Source organism: Virgisporangium aurantiacum (genome assembly GCF_016863635.1).
GTDB lineage: Bacteria > Actinomycetota > Actinomycetes > Mycobacteriales > Micromonosporaceae > Virgisporangium > Virgisporangium aurantiacum.
This window is the reverse complement of the sequence record NZ_BOPG01000021.1, coordinates 64501-83608: the sequence shown is the minus strand read 5'-3', so window position 1 is coordinate 83608 and position 19108 is coordinate 64501. Positions and strand designations below refer to the sequence as shown.

16 protein-coding genes are annotated in these 19108 nt (G+C 72.8%); 7 read left to right on the top strand and 9 right to left on the bottom strand.

Annotated features, from left to right (window positions below):
* The first annotated feature begins 7 nt into the window (after window positions 1–7).
* Window positions 8–754, top strand: coding sequence for a LuxR C-terminal-related transcriptional regulator (locus Vau01_RS16000; RefSeq protein WP_203992903.1), 747 nt, complete (start codon window positions 8–10; stop codon window positions 752–754).
* On the opposite strand, the gene Vau01_RS15995 is transcribed toward Vau01_RS16000, so the two are convergent.
* Complete coding sequence (locus tag Vau01_RS15995; RefSeq protein WP_203992901.1) at window positions 741–1655, bottom strand: LysR family transcriptional regulator; 915 nt, start codon at window positions 1653–1655, stop codon at window positions 741–743. The genes Vau01_RS16000 and Vau01_RS15995 overlap by 14 nt on opposite strands.
* A gap of 165 nt (window positions 1656–1820) precedes the next feature.
* On the opposite strand from Vau01_RS15995, the gene Vau01_RS15990 reads away from it, so the two are divergent.
* A complete protein-coding gene (locus tag Vau01_RS15990; RefSeq protein ID WP_203992898.1) occupies window positions 1821–2396 on the top strand; it encodes a TetR/AcrR family transcriptional regulator in 576 nt (191 codons plus the stop codon).
* A 129-nt stretch (window positions 2397–2525) separates the two neighbouring features.
* On the opposite strand, the gene Vau01_RS15985 is transcribed toward Vau01_RS15990, so the two are convergent.
* Entirely contained in the window at window positions 2526–3338 is an 813-nt protein-coding gene (locus tag Vau01_RS15985; protein ID WP_203992895.1) for a GNAT family N-acetyltransferase, read from the bottom strand.
* Window positions 3339–3665: 327 nt separating this feature from the next.
* On the bottom strand, window positions 3666–5027 hold the full coding sequence (locus Vau01_RS63390; protein ID WP_239151616.1) for a PEP/pyruvate-binding domain-containing protein: 1362 nt from the start codon (window positions 5025–5027) through the stop codon (window positions 3666–3668).
* A 61-nt stretch (window positions 5028–5088) separates the two neighbouring features.
* On the opposite strand from Vau01_RS63390, the gene Vau01_RS15975 reads away from it, so the two are divergent.
* Together Vau01_RS15975 and Vau01_RS15970 are read left to right on the top strand one after the other, a co-directional pair.
* Window positions 5089–5478 carry a DNA-binding protein gene (locus Vau01_RS15975; RefSeq protein WP_203992893.1) on the top strand — a complete coding sequence of 130 codons (390 nt, stop codon included), beginning with the start codon at window positions 5089–5091 and terminating at the stop codon, window positions 5476–5478.
* Window positions 5479–5581: 103 nt separating this feature from the next.
* Window positions 5582–6208 carry a transcriptional regulator gene (locus Vau01_RS15970; protein ID WP_203992890.1) on the top strand — a complete coding sequence of 209 codons (627 nt, stop codon included), beginning with the start codon at window positions 5582–5584 and terminating at the stop codon, window positions 6206–6208.
* A gap of 80 nt (window positions 6209–6288) precedes the next feature.
* Here the strand turns inward: Vau01_RS15970 and aceB are convergent, their stop codons facing one another.
* Both aceB and aceA read right to left on the bottom strand, forming a co-directional pair.
* Complete coding sequence (gene aceB, locus Vau01_RS15965; RefSeq protein ID WP_203992887.1) at window positions 6289–7845, bottom strand: malate synthase A; 1557 nt, start codon at window positions 7843–7845, stop codon at window positions 6289–6291.
* A 1-nt stretch (window position 7846) separates the two neighbouring features.
* Window positions 7847–9136 carry an isocitrate lyase gene (aceA, locus tag Vau01_RS15960; RefSeq protein WP_203992884.1) on the bottom strand — a complete coding sequence of 430 codons (1290 nt, stop codon included), beginning with the start codon at window positions 9134–9136 and terminating at the stop codon, window positions 7847–7849.
* A gap of 185 nt (window positions 9137–9321) precedes the next feature.
* Between aceA and Vau01_RS15955 the strand changes: the two genes are divergently transcribed.
* The gene (locus tag Vau01_RS15955; RefSeq protein ID WP_203992881.1) at window positions 9322–10767 is read left to right on the top strand and encodes a short-chain fatty acyl-CoA regulator family protein; all 1446 of its coding nucleotides are present in this window, start codon (window positions 9322–9324) and stop codon (window positions 10765–10767) included.
* Here Vau01_RS15955 and Vau01_RS15950 read toward each other — a convergent pair.
* Both Vau01_RS15950 and Vau01_RS15945 read right to left on the bottom strand, forming a co-directional pair.
* Window positions 10757–11257: a M15 family metallopeptidase domain-containing protein gene (locus tag Vau01_RS15950; RefSeq protein ID WP_203992878.1), complete on the bottom strand. Its 501-nt coding sequence runs from the start codon at window positions 11255–11257 to the stop codon at window positions 10757–10759. The genes Vau01_RS15955 and Vau01_RS15950 overlap by 11 nt on opposite strands.
* A 53-nt stretch (window positions 11258–11310) precedes the next feature.
* Window positions 11311–14415 (bottom strand): AfsR/SARP family transcriptional regulator, encoded by a 3105-nt coding sequence (locus Vau01_RS15945; protein WP_203992875.1) that lies wholly within the window; start codon window positions 14413–14415, stop codon window positions 11311–11313.
* Between the two features lie 135 nt (window positions 14416–14550).
* Here Vau01_RS15945 and Vau01_RS15940 point away from each other — a divergent pair, with 135 nt between their 5' ends.
* Entirely contained in the window at window positions 14551–15120 is a 570-nt protein-coding gene (locus tag Vau01_RS15940; RefSeq protein WP_203992872.1) for an NlpC/P60 family protein, read from the top strand.
* On the opposite strand, the gene Vau01_RS15935 is transcribed toward Vau01_RS15940, so the two are convergent.
* Entirely contained in the window at window positions 15110–16075 is a 966-nt protein-coding gene (locus tag Vau01_RS15935; RefSeq protein ID WP_203992869.1) for a zinc-binding dehydrogenase, read from the bottom strand. The two genes, Vau01_RS15940 and Vau01_RS15935, sit on opposite strands and share 11 nt — an antisense overlap.
* Before the next feature lie 34 nt (window positions 16076–16109).
* Window positions 16110–18314, bottom strand: coding sequence for a glycoside hydrolase family 3 C-terminal domain-containing protein (locus tag Vau01_RS15930; RefSeq protein WP_203992866.1), 2205 nt, complete (start codon window positions 18312–18314; stop codon window positions 16110–16112).
* A gap of 46 nt (window positions 18315–18360) precedes the next feature.
* Between Vau01_RS15930 and Vau01_RS63385 the strand changes: the two genes are divergently transcribed.
* The gene (locus Vau01_RS63385; protein ID WP_239151614.1) at window positions 18361–19104 is read left to right on the top strand and encodes a TetR/AcrR family transcriptional regulator; all 744 of its coding nucleotides are present in this window, start codon (window positions 18361–18363) and stop codon (window positions 19102–19104) included.
* Window positions 19105–19108 lie beyond the last annotated feature (4 nt).

Here is a 19108-nt window from a genome sequence, read left to right as displayed (position 1 = left end):
TGAGACGGTGAACGGTCACCACCGGCTCAGCGACGCCGATCGGGCCGCCGCCGTCGAGCGGTTGGCCGAGCACGAGACGGCGGGCCGCCTGACCGCGAACGAGGTGCGCGACCGGTCCGCCGCCGTGCGGACGGCCAGGACCCGGGCCGAACTCGGCCGCGTCTTCGCCGACCTGCCCGCCGACCGGTCGCTGCGGCGCGCGTGGCGGGATCGCGGGTGGCGCGCGCACGCCCTGGTGTTCGCCGTGATCACCACCGCCACGGTGCTGGTGTGGCTCGTCGTGCGGAACCCGCACCCGCCGCCGCGCGACTACGGCGCCGACTACTGGTGGCCGCTGTGGTTCGCCCTCGCGTGGGCGACGGCGGTGCTGCTGCACCTGGTGTGGGCGGCCGGCGTCGGGTGGCGGCCGGGACCGGTGGACGCGCACGGGCACGTCTCGGCCGACGAGCCGTCATCAACGGCGCCCGCTTTGACGCGCGTCATCTCAAATCCACCGATGGCCGGGAGTGCGCCGGGGCCGCAACCACCGACCGACGCCGACGTCGCCCTGCTCGGCCGGCTGACCTCGCGCGAGCGGGAGGTCCTGGCGCTGGTCGGCGAGGGGCGGGCGAACCGCGACATCGCCGCGGCGCTGTACATCAGCGAACGCACCGCGCGGACGCACGTGAGCAACATCCTGCGCAAACTGGAACTGTCGTCGCGCACGCAGGCCGCGATCCTGGCGAACCGGGCCGGACCCTTCACCGCGCCGTGAGCGCCGCCGCCGCGTACCGCCGCGGGCCCAACGACTCGGCCACCTCGACGAAGGCCCGGGCGCGCCGGCTCAGCGACGCGGTGCGCCACACCAGGGCCCACTCGGTCGGCGGCGCATCGTGGATCGGGACGAAGACCACGCCGGGGTGGGAGTAGTACCGAGAGCAGTGCTCTCCCATCGGGTTGAGGCACCGGCCGGCCGCCACCTGCGTCAGCATCTCGTGGAACGTGGCGGCGACGGGGCCGCGCGGGACCGGCCGGCCGCCCGGGGTCAGGCGCGGCAGCATCGACTGGACCCAGTAGTCGGGGCTCGGCGGAGCGGGATCGACGAACAGGCGACCGCCGAAGTCCTCCATCGACACCGACCCGCGATCGGCCAACTCGTGGCCCGCCCACACCGCGAGCAGCCGGCCCTCCGTGAGGAGGACCGGGCCCTCGGCCAGGTCGGGCTCGCGGACCGGTCGCCACACGAGGGCGAGATCGAGCGCGCCGGCCCGGAGGGCGGTGAAGGGCTCGCTGACCGCGATCTCGTGCAGGGCGACGTCACAGTTCGGGTGGCGGGCGGCGAACTCGTCGATCACGTCGCGGATCTCGTGCCCGACGAGCCCCATCACACCGAGGCGCACGGTTCCGGCGAGGCCGTGCGCGTCCTGGGTCGCCCGGGTCAGGCCGGTGCGGATCGCGTCGTATCCGATGCGGAGGTCGTCGCGAAGTTGCCGGCCCAGCGGCGTCAACGCCACGGCGCGGCTGGTGCGCTCGAACAGCACGCCGCCGATGCGACGTTCCTGGATCTTGATCGCCTGGCTCACCCGCGCCTGTGACACGTGCAGCCGTTCGGCGGTGCGGCCGAAGTGCAGCTCGTCGGCGAGCGTCAGGAAGATCTCGATGTCGCGCAGCTCCATGTGTGTGCCGCCTCCCCGCTTTGCCTCTTGCCCTTGCCTCTTGCCCTTGCCTCTCTCGGCGCCGGGCCGAGACGAGACGGTCTGTCTCGCGTTGCGGTTCGAGAGTGACGCGCGGGAGTGGCGTTGTCAAGACGATACGTCTCGCCTCGTGTAGGGTGGTCGGTCGTGAGCCGGAGACCCGACCCGACCCGCCGCAGCGAGCAGTCGCGGCAGGCGATCGTGTCCGCCGCGGTCGACCTCTGCGTCGAGATCGGCTACGCCGCGACCACCATCGAGGCCATCGCCGCCCGGGCCGGCGTCGGCAAGCAGACGATCTACCGCTGGTGGCCGTCGAAGGCGGCGGTGCTGCTCGAACACATGACGCGGGTCCGCGAGACGCAGATCGGCTTTCCCGACACCGGCGACCTGCGGGTCGACCTGCTGGCGCAGACGAGCGCCGTGCAGGGGCTGTTCGCGTCCGACACCGGTGCCGTCTGGCGGGGGCTGCTCATCGCGGCGCTGTCCGACGACGTCGCGGCCGACGGTGTCCGCACCCTGCTGCAGGCGGCCGTCGTCGAGGCCAAGGGACGCCTGGCGACGGCGCAGAAGACCGGTGAGTTGCGCGCCGACGTCGACCTCGACATGGTCGTCGAGATCATCTACGGGCCGCTGTACCACGCCTGGCTGCTCACCGGCCGACCGTTGCCCGAGGCGTACATGGAGGAGGTCCTGAGCTCGGTCTTCGACGGGCTCAGGCCGTGACGCCGATCGCGGTGCGCACGGTCCTCCTTCGGGTCGTCGATGTCGTTTTTCGGTCGGCGCGCCCGGCCGCGCTTCCCGTCGGCGGGCCGCGCTTTCCGTGGCGCCGCGTCGACGGTCGTTTCCGGTGGTTCATGTCCTTCTCCCGTGAATGGCGAGCTCGTAGACGTGGGTTCGTCGTAGCGGACGGAAACCGAGGTGCTCACGCACGTCGAGCAGGCCGAGGTCGTCCTCGGCGGTGGTCGTCTCGATCTCGTCGACATGCGGATGGACCTCGCGCAGCCGCTGCGCCAGCGCGGCGTTGACCCACAGACCCAGCCGCCCGCCGCGATGGTCGGGGTGCACGGCCGGCCCGTACTGGCGGGCGCGCGGGTGCGACACCGGATCGACGACCGCGACGGCGTACGCCGCCAGGTCGCCGTCCGCGTCCGCGGCGGTGAGTACGGCGTTGCCGGAGCGGCTCGGGCTCCGGGGCAGTTCCTCGACGCCGCGCGCGTCGGGGAGGTCGCCGACCCAGTGCGTCAGGCGGTATCCGGGGTGCTCGGCGTCGACCAGCTCACCCAGCCAGGCCAGGTGGACATCGCAGTAGGTGAGCAGGTCGTGGCGCCTGGACCCGATGCGCCGGAAGCCGTGCCGCCGGCAGAACGCTTCAGCGGGCGAGCCCGCTTCGACGTCCGCGATGAGCCGCGCCTCGTTCCGGGTCGCCGCGTTTCGGGCCGCTGCGAGAAGCCGGGAGCCGATCCCGCGCCGTCGCCAGCCCGGCTCCACGTAGAGGCTCAGCTCGAGGTCGCCCGGTGTGGTGGGCGGCAGCGGATCGGACCCGAACGGGGTGGTCGGCCGCAGCCCGATCACGCCGGCCACGAAGCCGCCCGGTGCCACGGCCTGCCACCGCGCGTCCCCGGGGTCATCCGACACCGGCACGACGTCGATCAGGCTTTCGCTCACGGACAAACGATCGTGCCGACCCTCACCGCGGAACAATGCGAGAGATCGAACCGCCGGATAAGGTAGCGATTATCGTTCGCGGCCGCGTCGTTCCCGTTGGCGGGAGGCCCGCCTTCCGCATCGTCGCCGATGGGGAGTCACTCACAAAGGTGATCGAGGAAGAAGAGGCTTGCCAGCGCAGGCCCTTTCTTCCTCGATCATTTCATCTGGCCACTCCCTGTAGCCGGCGGGGCGATCCGAGCCCGATCTGGGAGACAACGGTCTGCCGTAGCCGACCTTTGTCTCCCACAAAGGTGCGGACGCTCAGGATCATGGGAGCGTTAACGGTTAACGTCCATAGTGGACGGTGCCGGTGTCGCCGTGGACGGTGACGGTGGGTTCGTGCCGCAGGGTCGTCATGGCGCCGGAAACCCCGAGCACGGCGGGGATTCCGTGCTCCCGCGCCACGATCGCGGCGTGCGACAGCACACCCCCGGTCTCGGTGACGAAGCCCGCGGCGATCGCGAACAACGGCGTCCAGGCGGGATCGGTTGATCTGCATACGATGATGTCGCCGGCCGTCACGCGGGCGAAGTCGGCCGGACCGCGGAGCACCCGGGCCGGTCCGGTCGCGATGCCCGGGCTCCCGGGCGTGCCGGTGAGCGTCGCACCGCCGGCCGTCCGCGCGGTGGCCGGCTCGCCGGTGGGCGCGGTTGCCGGCCCGCCGGTGGGCGCGGCTGGCGGCTTCCCGGTGGGCGCGGTTGCCGGCTCTCCAGCGGGCGCGGTTGCCGGCTCTCCAGTGGGCGCGGCTGCCGGCTCTCCAGTGGGCGCGGCTGCCAGCTCCCCGATCGGCCCGGCTCCGGTCGGCACGGCCACCGTGATGGGACGCGCCTGCAGCACCCAGACGTCACCGCCGCCCAACGCCCACTCGACGTCGACCGGCATGCCGAGGACGGCCTCGACCGCCCGCCCGGCGGCCGCGACCCGACGCACCTGCTCGTCGGTGAGACACGGCCGCGACCGGTCACGGTCGGCCACCTCCGTGCGGACGGTGCCGTCGGGTCCCCGGTCGATCCGCGTGCGCTTGTCCCCGACGCGGCGCGCGACGATGCCGCCGGCCGACACGGTCCACGCGTCGGGGGTGACCGTGCCCTGCACGACGCTCTCGCCCAACCCCCAGGACGCCTCGATCCGGACGCCGTCGCCGGTGAACAGCACGCCCGCCACCTCGGCGTCGACGTGGTGCTGGATGAGCACCGCCATCGCCGGATCGTGGCGGTGGCCGCGGTCCCGCCGGTACGCCACGGCCCGCGTCGACCACAGCGACTCCCGACAGGCCCGCACCTTCTCGACGACGGCCGCGGCGCCCCGGACGCCGAGGAAGCTGTCGTGTTGGCCCGCCGCCGAGGCGTCGGGCAGGTCCTCGTCGCTGGCCGAGGAGCGGACGGCCACCGCCACAGCCACCGCGCCGCCGTTCAACGCGCTGCCGCCGTTCAACGCGCCGTTGACGAACGCATCGTTGCCGTTCAACGCGCCGCCACCGTTCAACGCGCCGTTGAGGAAGCCCGCCACCTCGGACTCGTGCACATCGGCGCCGAACGGGACGACGATCCCGGCCGGCACCCGGATGCCAGCACGCACGAGTTGCCCCAGCGCACCGGCCTTTCCGCCGCAATCGGCGGGAGTGGCCGAACGCAGGTCCACGATCACGGTCGAACCGTCCTTCAACGAAGTGTTGACAACAGTTTGTTGATGATGCACGGTACCGGTTGTGGATGACAGCGCAACCTCGGACCGGGCCCGCGCGGAACGGGAACGGGCGGCCCGCGAACGCCTGGTGGAGCTCGGCCCCGGCCGGCTCGATCCGCGGCCGTGGCAGCCGCACCCGGTTCCGCCGTCGGCGGTCGACCTGATTCAGGCGTTTCTGTGGTGGTCGGGCCGGCACCCCGCGGCCGACCCGGCCCAGCGCGACGGCGCGGTCGCCGCCCTCGAACTGCTCGCCGCGGCCCGCGCCGAACTCGATCAGCTCGAGACGGGCCTGCTCTTCACCGGGCGCGCCCTCGATCTCACCTGGGCGCAGATGGCGCGGGCGATGGGGCTCAACTCGCCACAGGCATGCCAGCAGCGCCTCGACCGGCTACAGGCCCGGACCCGCCCGTGAGCGCCGCTGACGGGCACCGGCAGCGCAGCGCCGCGAATCGGGTCCGCCGACGCCACGCCGCTGACGAGGACCGGCCGCGCCGCGCCGCCGACCGGGGCCGGCCGTGAGCCGCACCTCGCCGACAGACCTGCTGGTGCTGCACGCCGTCCGGCTTCGGGGCATGGCCGGCAACGCGGCCGTCGCTCGCAGGTTCGGCCTCGATCCGGCCGCGGCGGAGGAACTGCTGCTCGACGCCGAGGCGTGCGGCTGGGTCACCTGGTCGGAGTTCGCGGGCGTCGGTGGATGGTCACTCACCGGGCGCGGGCGGGCCGAGAACGAGCGTCGACTGGCGGCCGAGTTGGCGGACGTGCCGGGTGGGGCGGCGGCGGTGCGCCGCGTCCACGATGCTTTTCTGCCGTTGAACGCGCGCCTGCGGCAAGCGTGCACCGACTGGCAGATCCGCCCGGCGCCCGGTGCGCCGTTGGCCGCCAACGCGCACGACGACCCCGAGTGGGATTCCCTGATCGTGTGCGAGCTTTCCGGCCTGGCCGGGGAGCTGGCACCGCTGGCGGCCGAACTCGCCGGGGTGCTGGACCGCTTCGGTGGCTACGACGTCCGGTTCTCGTCGGCGGTCGAGCGGGCCGGGGCCGGCGATCCGTCGTGGGTCGACGGGACGGGCGTGGACTCGTGCCACACGGTCTGGTTCGAGCTGCACGAGGATCTCATCGCCTCGCTGGGCATCGAGCGCTGACGAACGAATGACGGGGTGGATACGCGCAGGCCCTTGGAGCACGTATCCACCCCGTCAAACCGGTGGGGGTGCGGCGAAAGCTATCTGGCGAGGTAGGTCGCGTACGCGCGGACGGTGAAGAACTCGGGCAGGTCCGGTTGCAACGCCATCCGGTTGAAGAGATTGCCGGCGCGGGCGAGGTTCTCGTCCCGGCCGTCGGTCTCTGATTCCGCCGCCGAGTACTCCTCGTCGAGCAGTTTGGCGACGAGTTCGTGGTCGACCGGGCGGCCGTCGGTGAGCCGCGTGCCGTGGCGCAGCCATTGCCACACCTGGCATCGCGCGATCTCCGCCGTCGCCGCGTCCTCCATCAGGTCGTAGATCGCCACCGCTCCACTGCCCGCCAACCAGGCCCGCAGGTACCGTAGCGCGACCGCGATGTTGTTGCGGACACCCGTTTCGGTGACCTCCGTGCCGGCGCTGGCGAAGTCGAGAAGGTCGGCGGCGGTGACGTCAACGTCGAAGCGCTGCCGGCCGACCTGGTGGGGGTTCTCGCCGATGTGCCGGTCGAACACGTCCCGGCAGACCGGAACCAGCGCCGGATGCGCAACCCACGACCCGTCGAACCCGGCCGACGCCTCGCGCTCCTTGTCGACCCGCACGTGTGCGAACGCGCGCTCGTTCGCCGCCGTGTCGCGGCTCGGGATGAACGCGGCCATCCCACCGATCGCGTGGGCGCCGCGCTTGTGACAGGTCCGCACGAGAAGATCGGTGTAGGCCTTCATGAAGGGGACCGTCATGCGCACCTTGGCGCGGTCGGGCAGCACGGCGTTCGGGTCGGCGCCGAAGGTCTTGATGATGCTGAAGATGTAGTCCCAGCGGCCGGCGTTGAGACCGGCGCTGTGGTCACGCAGTTCGTAGAGGATCTCCTCCATCTCGAACGCCGCGGTGATCGTCTCGATGAGGACGGTGGCCCGGATCGTGCCGTGCGGCAGCCCGAGCAGGTGCTGGGCGTGGCAGAACACGTCGTTCCACAGCCGGGCCTCGCGGTGGTTCTCGAGCTTGGGGAGGTAGAAGTACCGCCCGCCGTGGAAGAGGTAGAGACCGAAGTCGACGAGCGCGGCGGGCATCGGATGCCCGTCCACCACCACGTGCTTCTCGACCAGATGCCAACCGCGCGGCCGGACCACGACGGTGGCCGGGGCGTCCCCGACGCGGTACCGCTTCCCGGAGCCGGACGTGAAGTCGAGCCGACCGGCGCGCGCGTCGATCAGGTTGAGCTGTCCGGCGACGATGTTCTCCCACGTGGGCGACGTGGCGTCTTCGAAGTCGGCCAGCCACACCTTCGCGCCGGAGTTGAGCGCGTTGACGGTCATCGTCCTTTGTGGAGGGCCGGTGATCTCGACCCGCCGGTCGATCAGGCCTGGTGCCGGCGCAGCGACCCGCCATGTCGGATCATCACGGATCGCCGCGGTCTCCGGCAGGAAGTCGAGCGTCTCGGCGCCGCGGGCCAGCCGCGTCCGGCGCCGCCGACGCCGCTCCAACAGGTCGACCCGGGCGCCGGCGAACCGACGGTCGAGTTCGACGAGGAACTCCAACGCCGCCGGCGGGAACAGTTCCTCCTGGCGCGGTGCGTCGCCACGAATCTCGATCGGGCTCATGTCACACCCCCGCGAACTGTTCATGCTCGGTGGAGTCGCGCATCGCGACGGTGTCGCTCTGCGGGTTGATCGTCGTGCTGACGAGGTCGAAGTAGCCGGTGCCGACCTCGCGCTGGTGCCGGGTGGCCGTGTAACCGTCGGCCTCGGCGGCGAACTCGCGCTCCTGGAGGTCGACGTACGCGGTCATGCCGGTCTCGGCGTAGCCGCGCGCGAGGTCGAACATCGAGTGGTTCAGCGCGTGGAAACCGGCGAGCGTGATGAACTGGAACTTGTAGCCCATGTGGCCGAGCTCGCGCTGGAACTTCGCGATCGTGGCGTCGTCGAGGTGCTTCTTCCAGTTGAACGACGGCGAGCAGTTGTAGGCGAGCAGCTGGTCGGGGTACTGCGCCTTGATGGCCTCGGCGAACTCGCGGGCGACGTCGAGGTCGGGCTTCGACGTCTCCATCCACAACAGGTCGGCGTGCGGCGCGTAGGCGAGGCCGCGCGTGATGCACGGGCCGATGCCGTTGGTGACGCGGTAGAACCCTTCCGCGGTGCGCTCTCCGGTGACGTATCGCGCGTCGCGCTCGTCGAGGTCGCTCGTGATGAGCGTCGCGGCCTGCGCGTCGGTGCGGGCCACGATGACGCTGGGCACGCCGGCCACGTCGGCCGCGAGCCGGGCCGCGTTCAGCGTCCGGACGTGCTGGCCGGTCGGCACGAGCACCTTGCCGCCGAGGTGGCCGCACTTCTTCTCGGACGCGAGCTGGTCCTCCCAGTGCACGCCCGCCGCGCCGGCGGCGATCATCCCGCGCATCAGTTCAAAGGCATTGAGGACGCCGCCGAAGCCGGCCTCCGCGTCGGCGACGATCGGCACCAGCCAGTCGGCCGGCGCGTCGGAGGCCTCCTCGGCCCAGGTGATCTGGTCGGCCCGCAGCAGCGCGTTGTTGATGCGACGCACCACCTGCGGCACCGAGTTCGCCGGGTAGAGGCTCTGGTCGGGGTAGGTGTGGCCGGACAGGTTCGCGTCGGCGGCCACCTGCCAGCCGCTGAGGTAGATCGCCTTCAGCCCGGCCTTCACCTGCTGCACGGCCTGGTTGCCGGTGAGCGCGCCGAGCGCGTGGACGTAGTCCTCGGTGTGCAGCAGCTCCCACAGCTTGATGGCGCCGCGCCGGGCCAGCGTGTGCTCCTCGGTGACGCTGCCCCGCAGCCGCACGACCTCGGCCGCCGAGTACGTCCGCTCCACCCCGCTCCAGCGCGGGTCGGTGGACCATTCGCGTTCGATTTCCGCCGCAGCGGTCTGCCGGTCAGTCATCGGTGGCTCCCTCATTACTGATCACTTCTGGGCCGTTCACTTCTTGCGAAGCGTGGAAATCGCCTCTTGGACACCGTGACATGAGCCGCTCGTCTCAGTCGACCGACGCAATCAGCTAACTTTCGCCAATCTTGCCTCCAAGATTTGAAAATGTTGTTAATGGTTAACGGTCGTATAGTTCGGTGATGGACAAGACCTACGCCGGTCGGCGGCTGCGCCGATTACGGGAGGACCGTGGGCTCAGCCAGGCGGCGCTCGCCCGGCGGTTGTCCGTCTCGCCGAGCTATTTGAACCAGATCGAGCACGACTCCCGCCCGTTGACCGTTCCGGTGCTTCTGCGCCTGTGCGAGGAGTTCGGCGTCGACGCGGGGTTCTTCGCCGCGCACGACGTCACCCGGCTCATCGCCGAGATCCGCGAGGTGGTCGCCGACGGCGCGCTGGCGTCGCCGGAGGCGGCCGGCGAGGCCGCCGAACTCGCCGAGAAGCTGCCACATACGGCCCGGGCATTGGTGACGCTGCACCGCCGGTACCGGCAGGCGTTGGAACAGTTGGCGTTGCTCACCGATGGGCGGGCGTCCGACGCGCCGGCGCCGCAGATCGCGATGATGCCGCACGAGGAGGCCCGCGACTACTTCTACCGGCGGCACAACTACATCGCCGAACTCGACGCCGCCGCCGAGGAGGTGGCCGGCGAACTCGGCGCCGGGCCCGGTCAGACGCTCACCGCGCTCGCCACCCGGCTGGCGCGGCACGGCATCGAGGTGGTGGGGCTCGACGCCGCCACCGCGTCGAGCCCGACGAACCCGGGGGAGCAGCACCGCTACGACGAGGCGACGAAGCGCCTCTACCTCGCCGGCCACCTGCGGCCCGGGCAGCAGGCGTTCCGGATGGCCGTGCAACTCGCGTTCGCCGAGTACGCCGACCTCATCACCGACCTCGCCGCCGACGAGGAACTCAGCTCACCGCCCGCGGTGACGCTCACCCGCGTGGGCCTGGCCAACTACTTCGCCGCGGCGCTGATCATGCCGTACCGCACGTTCCACGCCACCGCCGAACGCTACCGGTACGACATCGAGCGGCTGGCCGACCACTTCGGCGTCGGCTTCGAGACGGTGTGCCACCGGCTGTCGACACTGCAACGGCCGCGGCTCAGAGGCGTGCCGTTCTCGTTCATCCGGGTCGACCGCGCGGGCAACATGTCCAAGCGCTCGTCGGCCACCGGGTTCCACTTCACCCGCACCGGCAGCACGTGTCCACTGTGGAACGTCTACGAGGCGTTCGCCGCACCGGGCCGCATCCTCGTGCAGATCGCCAGCATGCCCGACAACAGCCGCTACCTGTGGGTGGCGCGCACGGTCACGCGCACGCCGGGCCGCTACGGCGCGCCGGGCAAGACGTTCGCGGTCGGGCTGGGCTGCGACGTGCGGCACGCCGACCGCCTCGTGTACGCCGCCGGCCGCGATCTCGACAACCGCGACGCGGCCGTGCCGATCGGCGTCGGCTGCAAGGTGTGCGACCGGGAGGGCTGCCCGCAGCGGGCGTTCCCGCAGATCGGGCGCAGCCTCGCGGTCGACGAGAACCGCAGCACGTTCGCCCCGTACCCGCACGACGATCCCGGCCTCAGCGGGTAGGCGGCACCGGGCCGTACCGGGCGTGCGGCGCACCGCTGGCGAACGCCCAGAACCGGTCGCCGTACGACCAGTGCCACCAGCGCGTCGGGCTGTTCACCAGACCGGCCGCGGTCAACGCGGTCACCATGAGCCGTGCGGTCGGCGGTGCCGGCACCGGAGACGTGTCGGCGCAGCACCTCGGCAGCGTGGCGGCGAGGCCGCCGGCCGGCACCGGGAGGTCGACGGCGCCGCCGACCGAGAGCATGAGGTCCACGGCGCCGCCGGTCGGGTGCGACGGGTCGGCATCCGGGCCGTCCGGGTCGCCCGGCCGGTAGCCGTCGACCACCAGGAGCCGCACGTCCCGGGGCAGCATGCTCTGCGCGACCACGAGCCGGTCGACCACCCCGCGCCGAAGCAGCGTGGGCACCGCGACCGCCACCGGCGACGACACGGCGACGTCGAGGAGCTCCTCGCCGCTTTCACGGATCGGCACGTGGGCGATGCGGGTCATGAAGGGGACTCCCGGGCGTCGACGAAGTGAAGCCGACGATCACCCGGCGCGCTTCAGGTTCCCTGCAATCCGCCTACAGACAGCTCCCCGTACTCGCGCGACCCGTACGCGCGGAACGTCTCCAGCGCCTCCCGGAGCGCCGCGTCGGCCGCGTCGAGATCACCCCGGGCCCGGGCCACCTCGGCGATGTCGCGGAGCGTGCGGGCGGAGAACAACGCCGTCCCCTGTGACCGGAACGTCTCCAGCGCGGCGGCCAGCCACCGGTCGGCGTCGGCGAGCCGGCCGGCGGCCAGGTCGAGCCGCCCGGCCGCCAGATCGAACTGGCCCGCGGCCAGGTCGAGCTCGCCGAGCGTCCGCATCACCATCGCCTCGCCCCAGCGGTCGCCCGACGCCCGGTGCACCGCCAGCGCGTCCTCGAGCGGTTCGCGGGCCTCGGCCAGCCGGCCCGTCCGCAGGTGCGTCTTGGCCAGCCCGCGCCGGCAGTACGCCGCCAGCTTGGTGTCGCCCAGCTCCTGCAGCAGCGCGAGCGCCTGCGAGTACGCCCGCGCGGCGTCCGCGTAGCGACCGCGCGCCTGTGCGGCCAGCCCGATGGTCCGCAGTGTCAGCGCCTCGCCGCGGCGGCTGCCGATCCGGCGGTACGCCGAGACGGCCGTCGCCAGTGCCTCGTCTGCCAATGCGAAGTCGCCGCGTTCGAGGTGCACCGACCCCACGAGCCGTTCGCAGTGCCCGACGGCGCGGTCGTCGAGGTCCCGGCACAGCGTCGACGCCTGCGCGAGGAAGTGCTGTGCCTCCGGGAGGTAGCCCTGGTCGCGGCAGGCCAGCCCGAGCGCGCTCAACGCGCTGGCCTGGCCGCGCGCGTCACCCAGGTCGCGGAACCGGGTGACCGCGTCGGTGAGCACCTGCTGCGCCTCGCCGAACCGGTCCTGTTCGTACCGCAGCTGGCCGAGCTCGACGAGCAGCACCGCCTCGCCGTGCGCGTCACCGGCCCGCCGGGCGGCGACCAGCGCGGCGCGGTGCGCCCGGTCCCACAGGTCGACGACGTTGTTCAGCGGGTACGTCGACGCGCACAGCGCCGACGCGATCGACACCGCCAGCCCGTCCAGGCCCAGCTCGGCGGCCCGCTCCACGGCCAGCACCAGCGACGCCTGCTCGATGTCGAGCCAGCCGCGCGGGTCGTCGAGCGCCGTGCCGAGCACGTCCGGGTCCACATCGTGAGCCGCATGACGCGCGACGGGGAGGATCGCGCCCGAGGTCACGTGGTCGACGATGTGCTCGCCCAGCCGGTCGAGCACCGCCGACCAGGCGCCGAGCACCCGTCCCGTCGACGCCAGCAGGTCCGCCGGCGGAAGCGCGCGTTCGGCCTGCTCGCGGGCGTAGATGCGGACCAGGTCGTGCAACCGGTACCGCACCTGGCCGCTGTCGTCGACGAACGTGTAGTCGACGAGGTGGGTGTCGACGAGGTGCTCCAGCACCCGCTCGGCGTCGGCGATGTCGACGTCGAGCGCGGACGCCACCACCCACGACCGGAAGTCGGACAGGCCGACGTGCCCGAGCCGGTGGATGGCCGTCTGCGCGGCCGGTTCGAGGCTGCGGAAGCTCATCTCGATGCTGGCCCGGATCTGCTGGTCGCCGGCGGACAGCTCGTCGAGGCGGCGCCGCTCGTCGGTCAGGCGGTTGGCGAGCAGCCGCGGGGTCCACTGCCGGCGGGTGGCCAGCCGCGCGCCGGCCACCCGCACCGCCAGTGGCAGGTTCCCGCACGAGGCGACGATGTCGGCGGCCGCGTCGGGCGCGGCACCGATGCGTTCGGCGCCGGCGATGCGGGCCAGCAGCGTGGTGGCCTCGGCGGCGCTGAGCAGGTCGACGCCGATGAGGTGGGCACCGGCCAGCCCGGCCAACCGGCCGCGCGAGGTGACGAGCACCGCGCACGTCCCGCTGCCCGGCAGCAGCGGCCGGACCTGCTGCTCGTTGGCGGCGTCGTCGAGCACGATCAGGACGCGTCGACCCGACAGCAGCGTGCGGTAGGCGTCCATCCGCTCGTCGGTGCCGTCCGGGATGGCGTTGGGGTCGGGCTGGAGCGCCCGCAGGAACCGGCCGAGGATCTCCGCGGGCGACGCCGGGGTACCGGTGGTGCCGCGCAGGTCGACATGCAGTTGACCGTCCGGGTACGCCGACGACACCCGGTGGGCCACGTGCACCGCGAGCGCCGACTTGCCCACCCCGCCGGGTCCGAGCAGCGCCACCACGGCCGGCCCGGTGCCGCCGGCGGTGAGCACGTCCCGGATCTCCCGCACCAGGTCGGCCCGGCCGGTGAAGTCGGCCGCGTCGGGCGGCAGCTGCGCGGGCGGCCGGGCCGCCCGCTCCTTGTCGTCGGTGGTCACGATTTCGGGGTCCGGTTGCGGCTCCGGCCCGGTCATATCGGACGCGAGGAGCACGGGATCGCCACGCAGAATCTGCTCGTGCAGGCGGGTGAGTTCGACGCCCGGTTCGATGCCCAGCTCGTCGATCAGAGCCGCGCGCCCCTGCCGGTAGACCGCGAGCGCGTCGGCGGTGCGACCGGCCCGGTACAGGGCGAGCATGAGCTGTCCCCGCAGCGAGCCGCGGGTCGGGTGCTGCTCGACCAGCACGGTCAGCTCGCCGATCAGCTCGTCGTTGCGGCCCAGCGCGAGGTCGGCGGCCACCCGCGCCTCGATCACCGCGATCCGCTGCTCGTCGAGGCGGGCGGCCTCGGCCGCGAGGATCCGGCTGCGCACCCCGCCCAGCGCCGGGCCGCGCCACAGCGCGTCGGCCGCCCGGAACGCGTTGGCGGCCTCGCGGTGCCGGCCGTCGGCCGCGGCGGCGCGGCCGGCCCGCACGAACGCGTCGAACCGGTTCCGGTCGAGGTCGTCCTCGGGGACGCGCACCAGGTACCCGGGCGCGTGCGTGCCGACGATCTCCGGGCCGACCGCCCGGCGGAGCATCGACACGTACGTCTGGATCAGGGCCCGCGCGGTGGGCGGCGGATCGTCGTCCCAGATGATGTCGATCAGCCGGTCGGTGGCGACGACCCGCCCCGGTGAGAGCAGCAACGCGGCCAGCAGGCTGCGGATCTTGGACCCGCCGAGTGGGACCGGAACGGAGCCGTCGACGACCTCCACTGGCCCGAGAAGCCGGAACTCCACCCCACCGCCGTCCTGCCGCAGATGCCCGATCCTGCGAAGACTACGCCCCGGCGTCCGGCGGCCTGAAGACCGCTGTAGATCAATTACTGGCGCTCTTGCAGAAAAGGTTCAGCACCCGCGGCGACGCTTCGGTCCATGCGGAGGAACCTCACCCGGGCCGGGCTCGCACTCGCCCTCGCGCTGGCGGGCGCCGTCACCGGCGTCGAGGTCGGCTCCCCCGCGCGTGCCGTCACCCCGGCCGAGGTCGCCGTCACGCCGACGCGGGGCGGCGTGGCGTCGGCGATCGACGGGCCGATCACCCGGGCGGAGATCGTCGACCGCGCGGAGTCATGGGTCGATGTCCCGTACAGCCCGACCGACCTCTTCCCCGACGTGGGGAACTCCCGCGTCTACCGGCGCGACTGCGCGGGCCTCGTCGCCATGGCCTGGCACCTCGGCTCCGACCCCTGGACCGGCACCCTGCCGACCGTGTCCACACCGATCCGCCGGCCGGACCTCGCTCCGGGCGACATCCTCCTGGACGCGTCGGCGCACGTGATCCTGTTCGACCGGTGGGAGCCCGACCGCGTCCACTTCAGCTACTACTCGCTCGGGCCGACGACGGCGCGGCACGTGACGCACGCGTCGATCGACAAGGAGACGCTCGACGGCCGCCCGAACTCCGCCTACCAGGCCCGCCGCTACACGCGCGTCGTCACGGGATGAGCAGCGACTTCCCGGCCACGGACCGGTCCGCCAGCGCGCGGTGGGCGCCCGCGGCGTCGGACAGCGGACGCGTGGCGCCGATCACCGGCCGCAGGCTTCCGTCGGCGGCCCGCTCCAGGGCGTCCGCCAGCAGTTCCCGCATCACGGAGTTCGGGGGAGGCCCGGCCTTCAGCGGCTCGATCAGGCGGATGCCCCGGCGCGCCAGGGTGCCGGCGTCGGGCGCGGCGAAGCCGTCGGCGGTGCCGAACGTGACGAACCGGCCGCCGTCCGCGACCGCGTCCACTGTGGACGTTCCCAGCTTCCCGCCGGCGCCGTCGTAGACCAGGTGCGCGCCACCGCCGGTGGCCGACCGGACCTCGTCGATCCAGCCCGGGCGGGTGTAGTCGACGGTGACCTCGGCGCCGAGCGTGCCGGCCAGCGTCCGCTTCGCTTCGGTCGACGCGGCCGCGACCACCCGTGCGCCGGCCGCGACGGCGAGTTGGACCAGCAGCGTCCCGGCGCCGCCCGCCGCCGCCGTGACCAGCACCCACTCGTTCTTCTCGGGCATGCCGAGCCGGTCGAGGCTCATTGCGGTGACGCCGTCGTGCAGCAGCGCGGCCGCCACCTCGAACGGGATGCCGTCGGGCACCGGCGCGATCCGGTCGAGGTCGGCCACCGCCTGCTCGGCGTAGCCGCCGTTCGGGATCCGGGCCAGCACCCGCCGGCCGGTCCAGGCGGGGTCGACGCCGTCGCCGGTCCGCAGCACCGTGCCCGCCCCGCCGTGGCCGGGGACGTAGGGCATCGGCATCGGGAAGAAGTCGCGCCCCCAACCGGAACGCAGCAACGTGTCGAGGAAGATCACGTCGGCCGCGGCCAGGCCGACCACGACCTGACCCGGCCCCGGCGTGGGGTCGGGCAGGTCGACCGGCACCAGCACCTCGGGACCGCCGAACGAGGACACCTGAATCGCACGCATACCGGGGAGTCTGGTACCTCAACAGAGGTTGAGGTCAAGCGTTGGCCGCGGCCACCAACCGGGCGATGGCGTCGGCGTCGAACTCGTCGCCCGCGAACGCGGTGAGCCGCTGCAGCGGCAGGCTGGCGAGGAACGTGAAGATCTGCGGATCGGCCAGGGCCGACGCCCGCTTGTCGTCGCCGTCGCCGCCGGTTGCCGCCGCCCACGCGCCCATGAGCACCTCGACCCCCTTCGGGTCCTCCAGCCACTCCCCGAGCGTGGAGTCGGCCGTCAGCGGCCGGCGGGTGTCGTCGCCGTCGACCTGCACGGTGACGGTGGTGCGCACGTCGCGCGACGACGCGCCGACGGCGAGCACGTACCCGCCGCCCTCCACCGCCCAGCGCTTCAGCCACGGGTCCCAGTAGGCCAGGTCGTCGCGCGGGATGGCGACGACCACCTCGACCGTCTCGCCGGCCGCGATCGCGACGTTGGCGAACCCCTTCAGTTCCCGGGGTGCCCGCCGCACCCGGGACGTCGGCAGGCCCGCGTACACCTGGACGACCTCCCGCCCGTCGCGGTCGCCGGTGTTGGTGACCGGGACGCGCACCTCGATCCCGCCGTCCACAGTGGACGCCGACGCGTCGCCGTACGCGAACGTGGTGTACGACAGGCCGAAGCCGAACGGGTAGGCGACGTCCTGCTCGCGCGCGTCGAACCCGCGGTAGCCGGCGTGGATGCCCTCGCCGTAGCGCACGTGCCCGGCCTCGCCGGGGAAGTCCAGATAGGACGGATGGTCGGCGAGCGCGTGCGGAATCGTCTCGGCCAGCCGGCCCGACGGGTTGACCACACCGAACAGCACGTCGGCGAGCGCGCCACCGCCGGCCTGGCCGAGCAGCCAGCCCTCGACGAGCGCGGGCACCGTGCGGTCCCACGGCGTGGTGCGCACGACGGCGCCGTTGGAGAGCACGACGACCGTGCGCGGGTTCGCCGCCACCACGCGCTCGACCAGCGCCAGTTGTCCGGCCGGCAGGTCGATGCCGTCGCGGTCGGCGCCCTCGGTCTCGTGCGCCGTCCCGATGAACACCACCGCGACGTCGGCGCCGCCGGCCGTCTCGACGGCCTCGGCGGCGAGCGCGTCGTCGGCGGTGCCGTCGACCGCGTAGCCGGGAGCGAACGTCACCGGTGCCGACGTGAGCTTCCTGATCTCGGACAGCGCGTCGTCGAGCCGGGTCGGCGTGATCTGTGAACTCCCGCCACCCTGGTAGCGCGGCGTGTGCGCGATCTCGCCGATCACCGCGATCGAGGTGTCCGATGTGGACAGTGGCAGCAGCCCGCCCTCGTTGCGCAGCAGCACGACCGAGCGTCCGGCCGCCTCACGGGCGAGCGCGTGGTGGGCGGCCTCGTCGTAGGTGGCGTCCGGAGCGGCGTGCGCCACCGCCTTCGCCACGAGCGCGCGCACCCGCGCGGCGGAGGTGTCGAGCGCGGCGGGGTCGAGCCGACCGTCCACTATGGCCTGTGCCAGTGCCGCGTCGCCGGCCTCGTCGGGGCCGGGCATGGTGAGGTCCAGGCCGGCGGCCACGGCCGCGACGCGGTCGACCACCGCGCCCCAGTCGGAGACCACGACGCCCTCGAAGCCCCACTCGCCGCGCAGCACCTCGGTGAGCAGCCAGTGGTGCTCCGACGCGAAGACGCCATTGACACGGTTGTACGCGCACATGACCGTCCACGGTTGCGCCTCGTGCACGACCCGCTGGAACGCGCGCAGGTACAACTCGCGCAGCGTCCGCTCGTCGACGTCGGCGCTGACCCGCATGCGGTCGGTCTCCTGGCTGTTCACCGCGAAGTGCTTCAGCGACGCGCCGACGCCCGTGCTCTGCAGGCCCTTCACCCACTCGACGGCCAGGATCCCGGTGAGCAACGGGTCTTCCGCGTAATACTCGAAGTTGCGCCCGCCGAGCGGGCTGCGCTTGAGGTTGATGCCCGGGCCGAGCAGCACCGCCACGCCCATCGCGCGGGCCTCCTCGCCCAGCGCCACGCCGACCCGGTGCACCAGGTCGGGGTCCCAGCTGGACCCGAGCGCGACCGCCGGCGGGAAACACGTCGCCGGTTCGCCGGTGATCAGGTCCTTGGCGTCGGCGGCCTGCTTGCGCACGCCGTGCGGCCCGTCGGTCAGCGTGATCGACGGGATGTCGGCGACGGCCGTGGTGTGCCACATGTCGGTGCCGCTGGTGAGCGCGGCCTGCTCGGCGCTGGACAGCATCGAACGTCCTTACCTAGTACCTAGTAGGTAGCGGTAATCTAGCCAGGTGAACCGGGGCACGGCAAGGGCACGGAAGCCGGCCGCCGAGCGGCGTCGCCAGATCATCGGGGTCACCACGCGGCTCATCGCCGAGCGGGGGTTCTGGGGCCTCTCGATGCAGGATGTCGCCGACGAGTGCGGCCTCACCGTGCCCGGCCTGCTGCATCATGTGGGCTCGAAGGACGGGCTGCTGCTGGCCGTGCTCGACCACCGCGACGCGGCCGACGCCGACGCGCTCGTCACCGAGTTGGGGCTCGTCGCCGGGCTGGGGCCTGGCGCTGCGTTGCGGCCTGACGCCGGGTTGGGGTTTGGCGCCGGGCTGGGGCCTGGCGCCGGGTTGGGGTCTGGCGCTGCGTTGCGGCCTGACGCCGAGCCGGGGGCTGGCGCCGAGCCGGGGGCTGGCGCCGAGCCGGGGGCTGGCGCGCTTCCGGCGGGGGTCGATCTGCGGCGGCTGTGCGCGGCGCTGGTGCGGCGCAACGCGGGGCAGCCGGAGATCGTCCGGTTGTTCGCCGTGCTCGAGGCCGAGTCGCTGGCGCCGGGCCACCCCGCGCATTCGTACTTCGCGGCGCGGCAGGAGCACACGCTGGCGGTGTTCACGGCGCTCGCCGCCGGCGTCAGCGACCGGCCGGGGTCGCTCGCCCGCCAGGTGATGGCCTTGATGGACGGCCTGCAGATCCAGTGGCTCCGCGATCCCGGGGGCACCGACCTCGTCACCGAATGGGAGATCGTGGCGGCCACCCTTTTCGGGTAGTTTT

What these genes read in the sequence shown, in the direction of transcription:
- Vau01_RS15995 (WP_203992901.1), bottom strand. Translation starts at nt 1,655, where the DNA reads ATGGAGCTGCGCGACATCGAGATCTTCCTGACGCTCGCCGACGAGCTG.
- aceB (WP_203992887.1), bottom strand. Translation starts at nt 7,845, where the DNA reads ATGAGCCCGATCGAGATTCGTGGCGACGCACCGCGCCAGGAGGAACTG.
- aceA (WP_203992884.1), bottom strand. Translation starts at nt 9,136, where the DNA reads ATGACTGACCGGCAGACCGCTGCGGCGGAAATCGAACGCGAATGGTCC.
- Vau01_RS15955 (WP_203992881.1), top strand. Translation starts at nt 9,322, where the DNA reads ATGGACAAGACCTACGCCGGTCGGCGGCTGCGCCGATTACGGGAGGAC.
- Vau01_RS15950 (WP_203992878.1), bottom strand. Translation starts at nt 11,257, where the DNA reads ATGACCCGCATCGCCCACGTGCCGATCCGTGAAAGCGGCGAGGAGCTC.
- Vau01_RS15940 (WP_203992872.1), top strand. Translation starts at nt 14,551, where the DNA reads ATGCGGAGGAACCTCACCCGGGCCGGGCTCGCACTCGCCCTCGCGCTG.
- Vau01_RS15935 (WP_203992869.1), bottom strand. Translation starts at nt 16,075, where the DNA reads ATGCGTGCGATTCAGGTGTCCTCGTTCGGCGGTCCCGAGGTGCTGGTG.
- Vau01_RS15930 (WP_203992866.1), bottom strand. Translation starts at nt 18,314, where the DNA reads ATGCTGTCCAGCGCCGAGCAGGCCGCGCTCACCAGCGGCACCGACATG.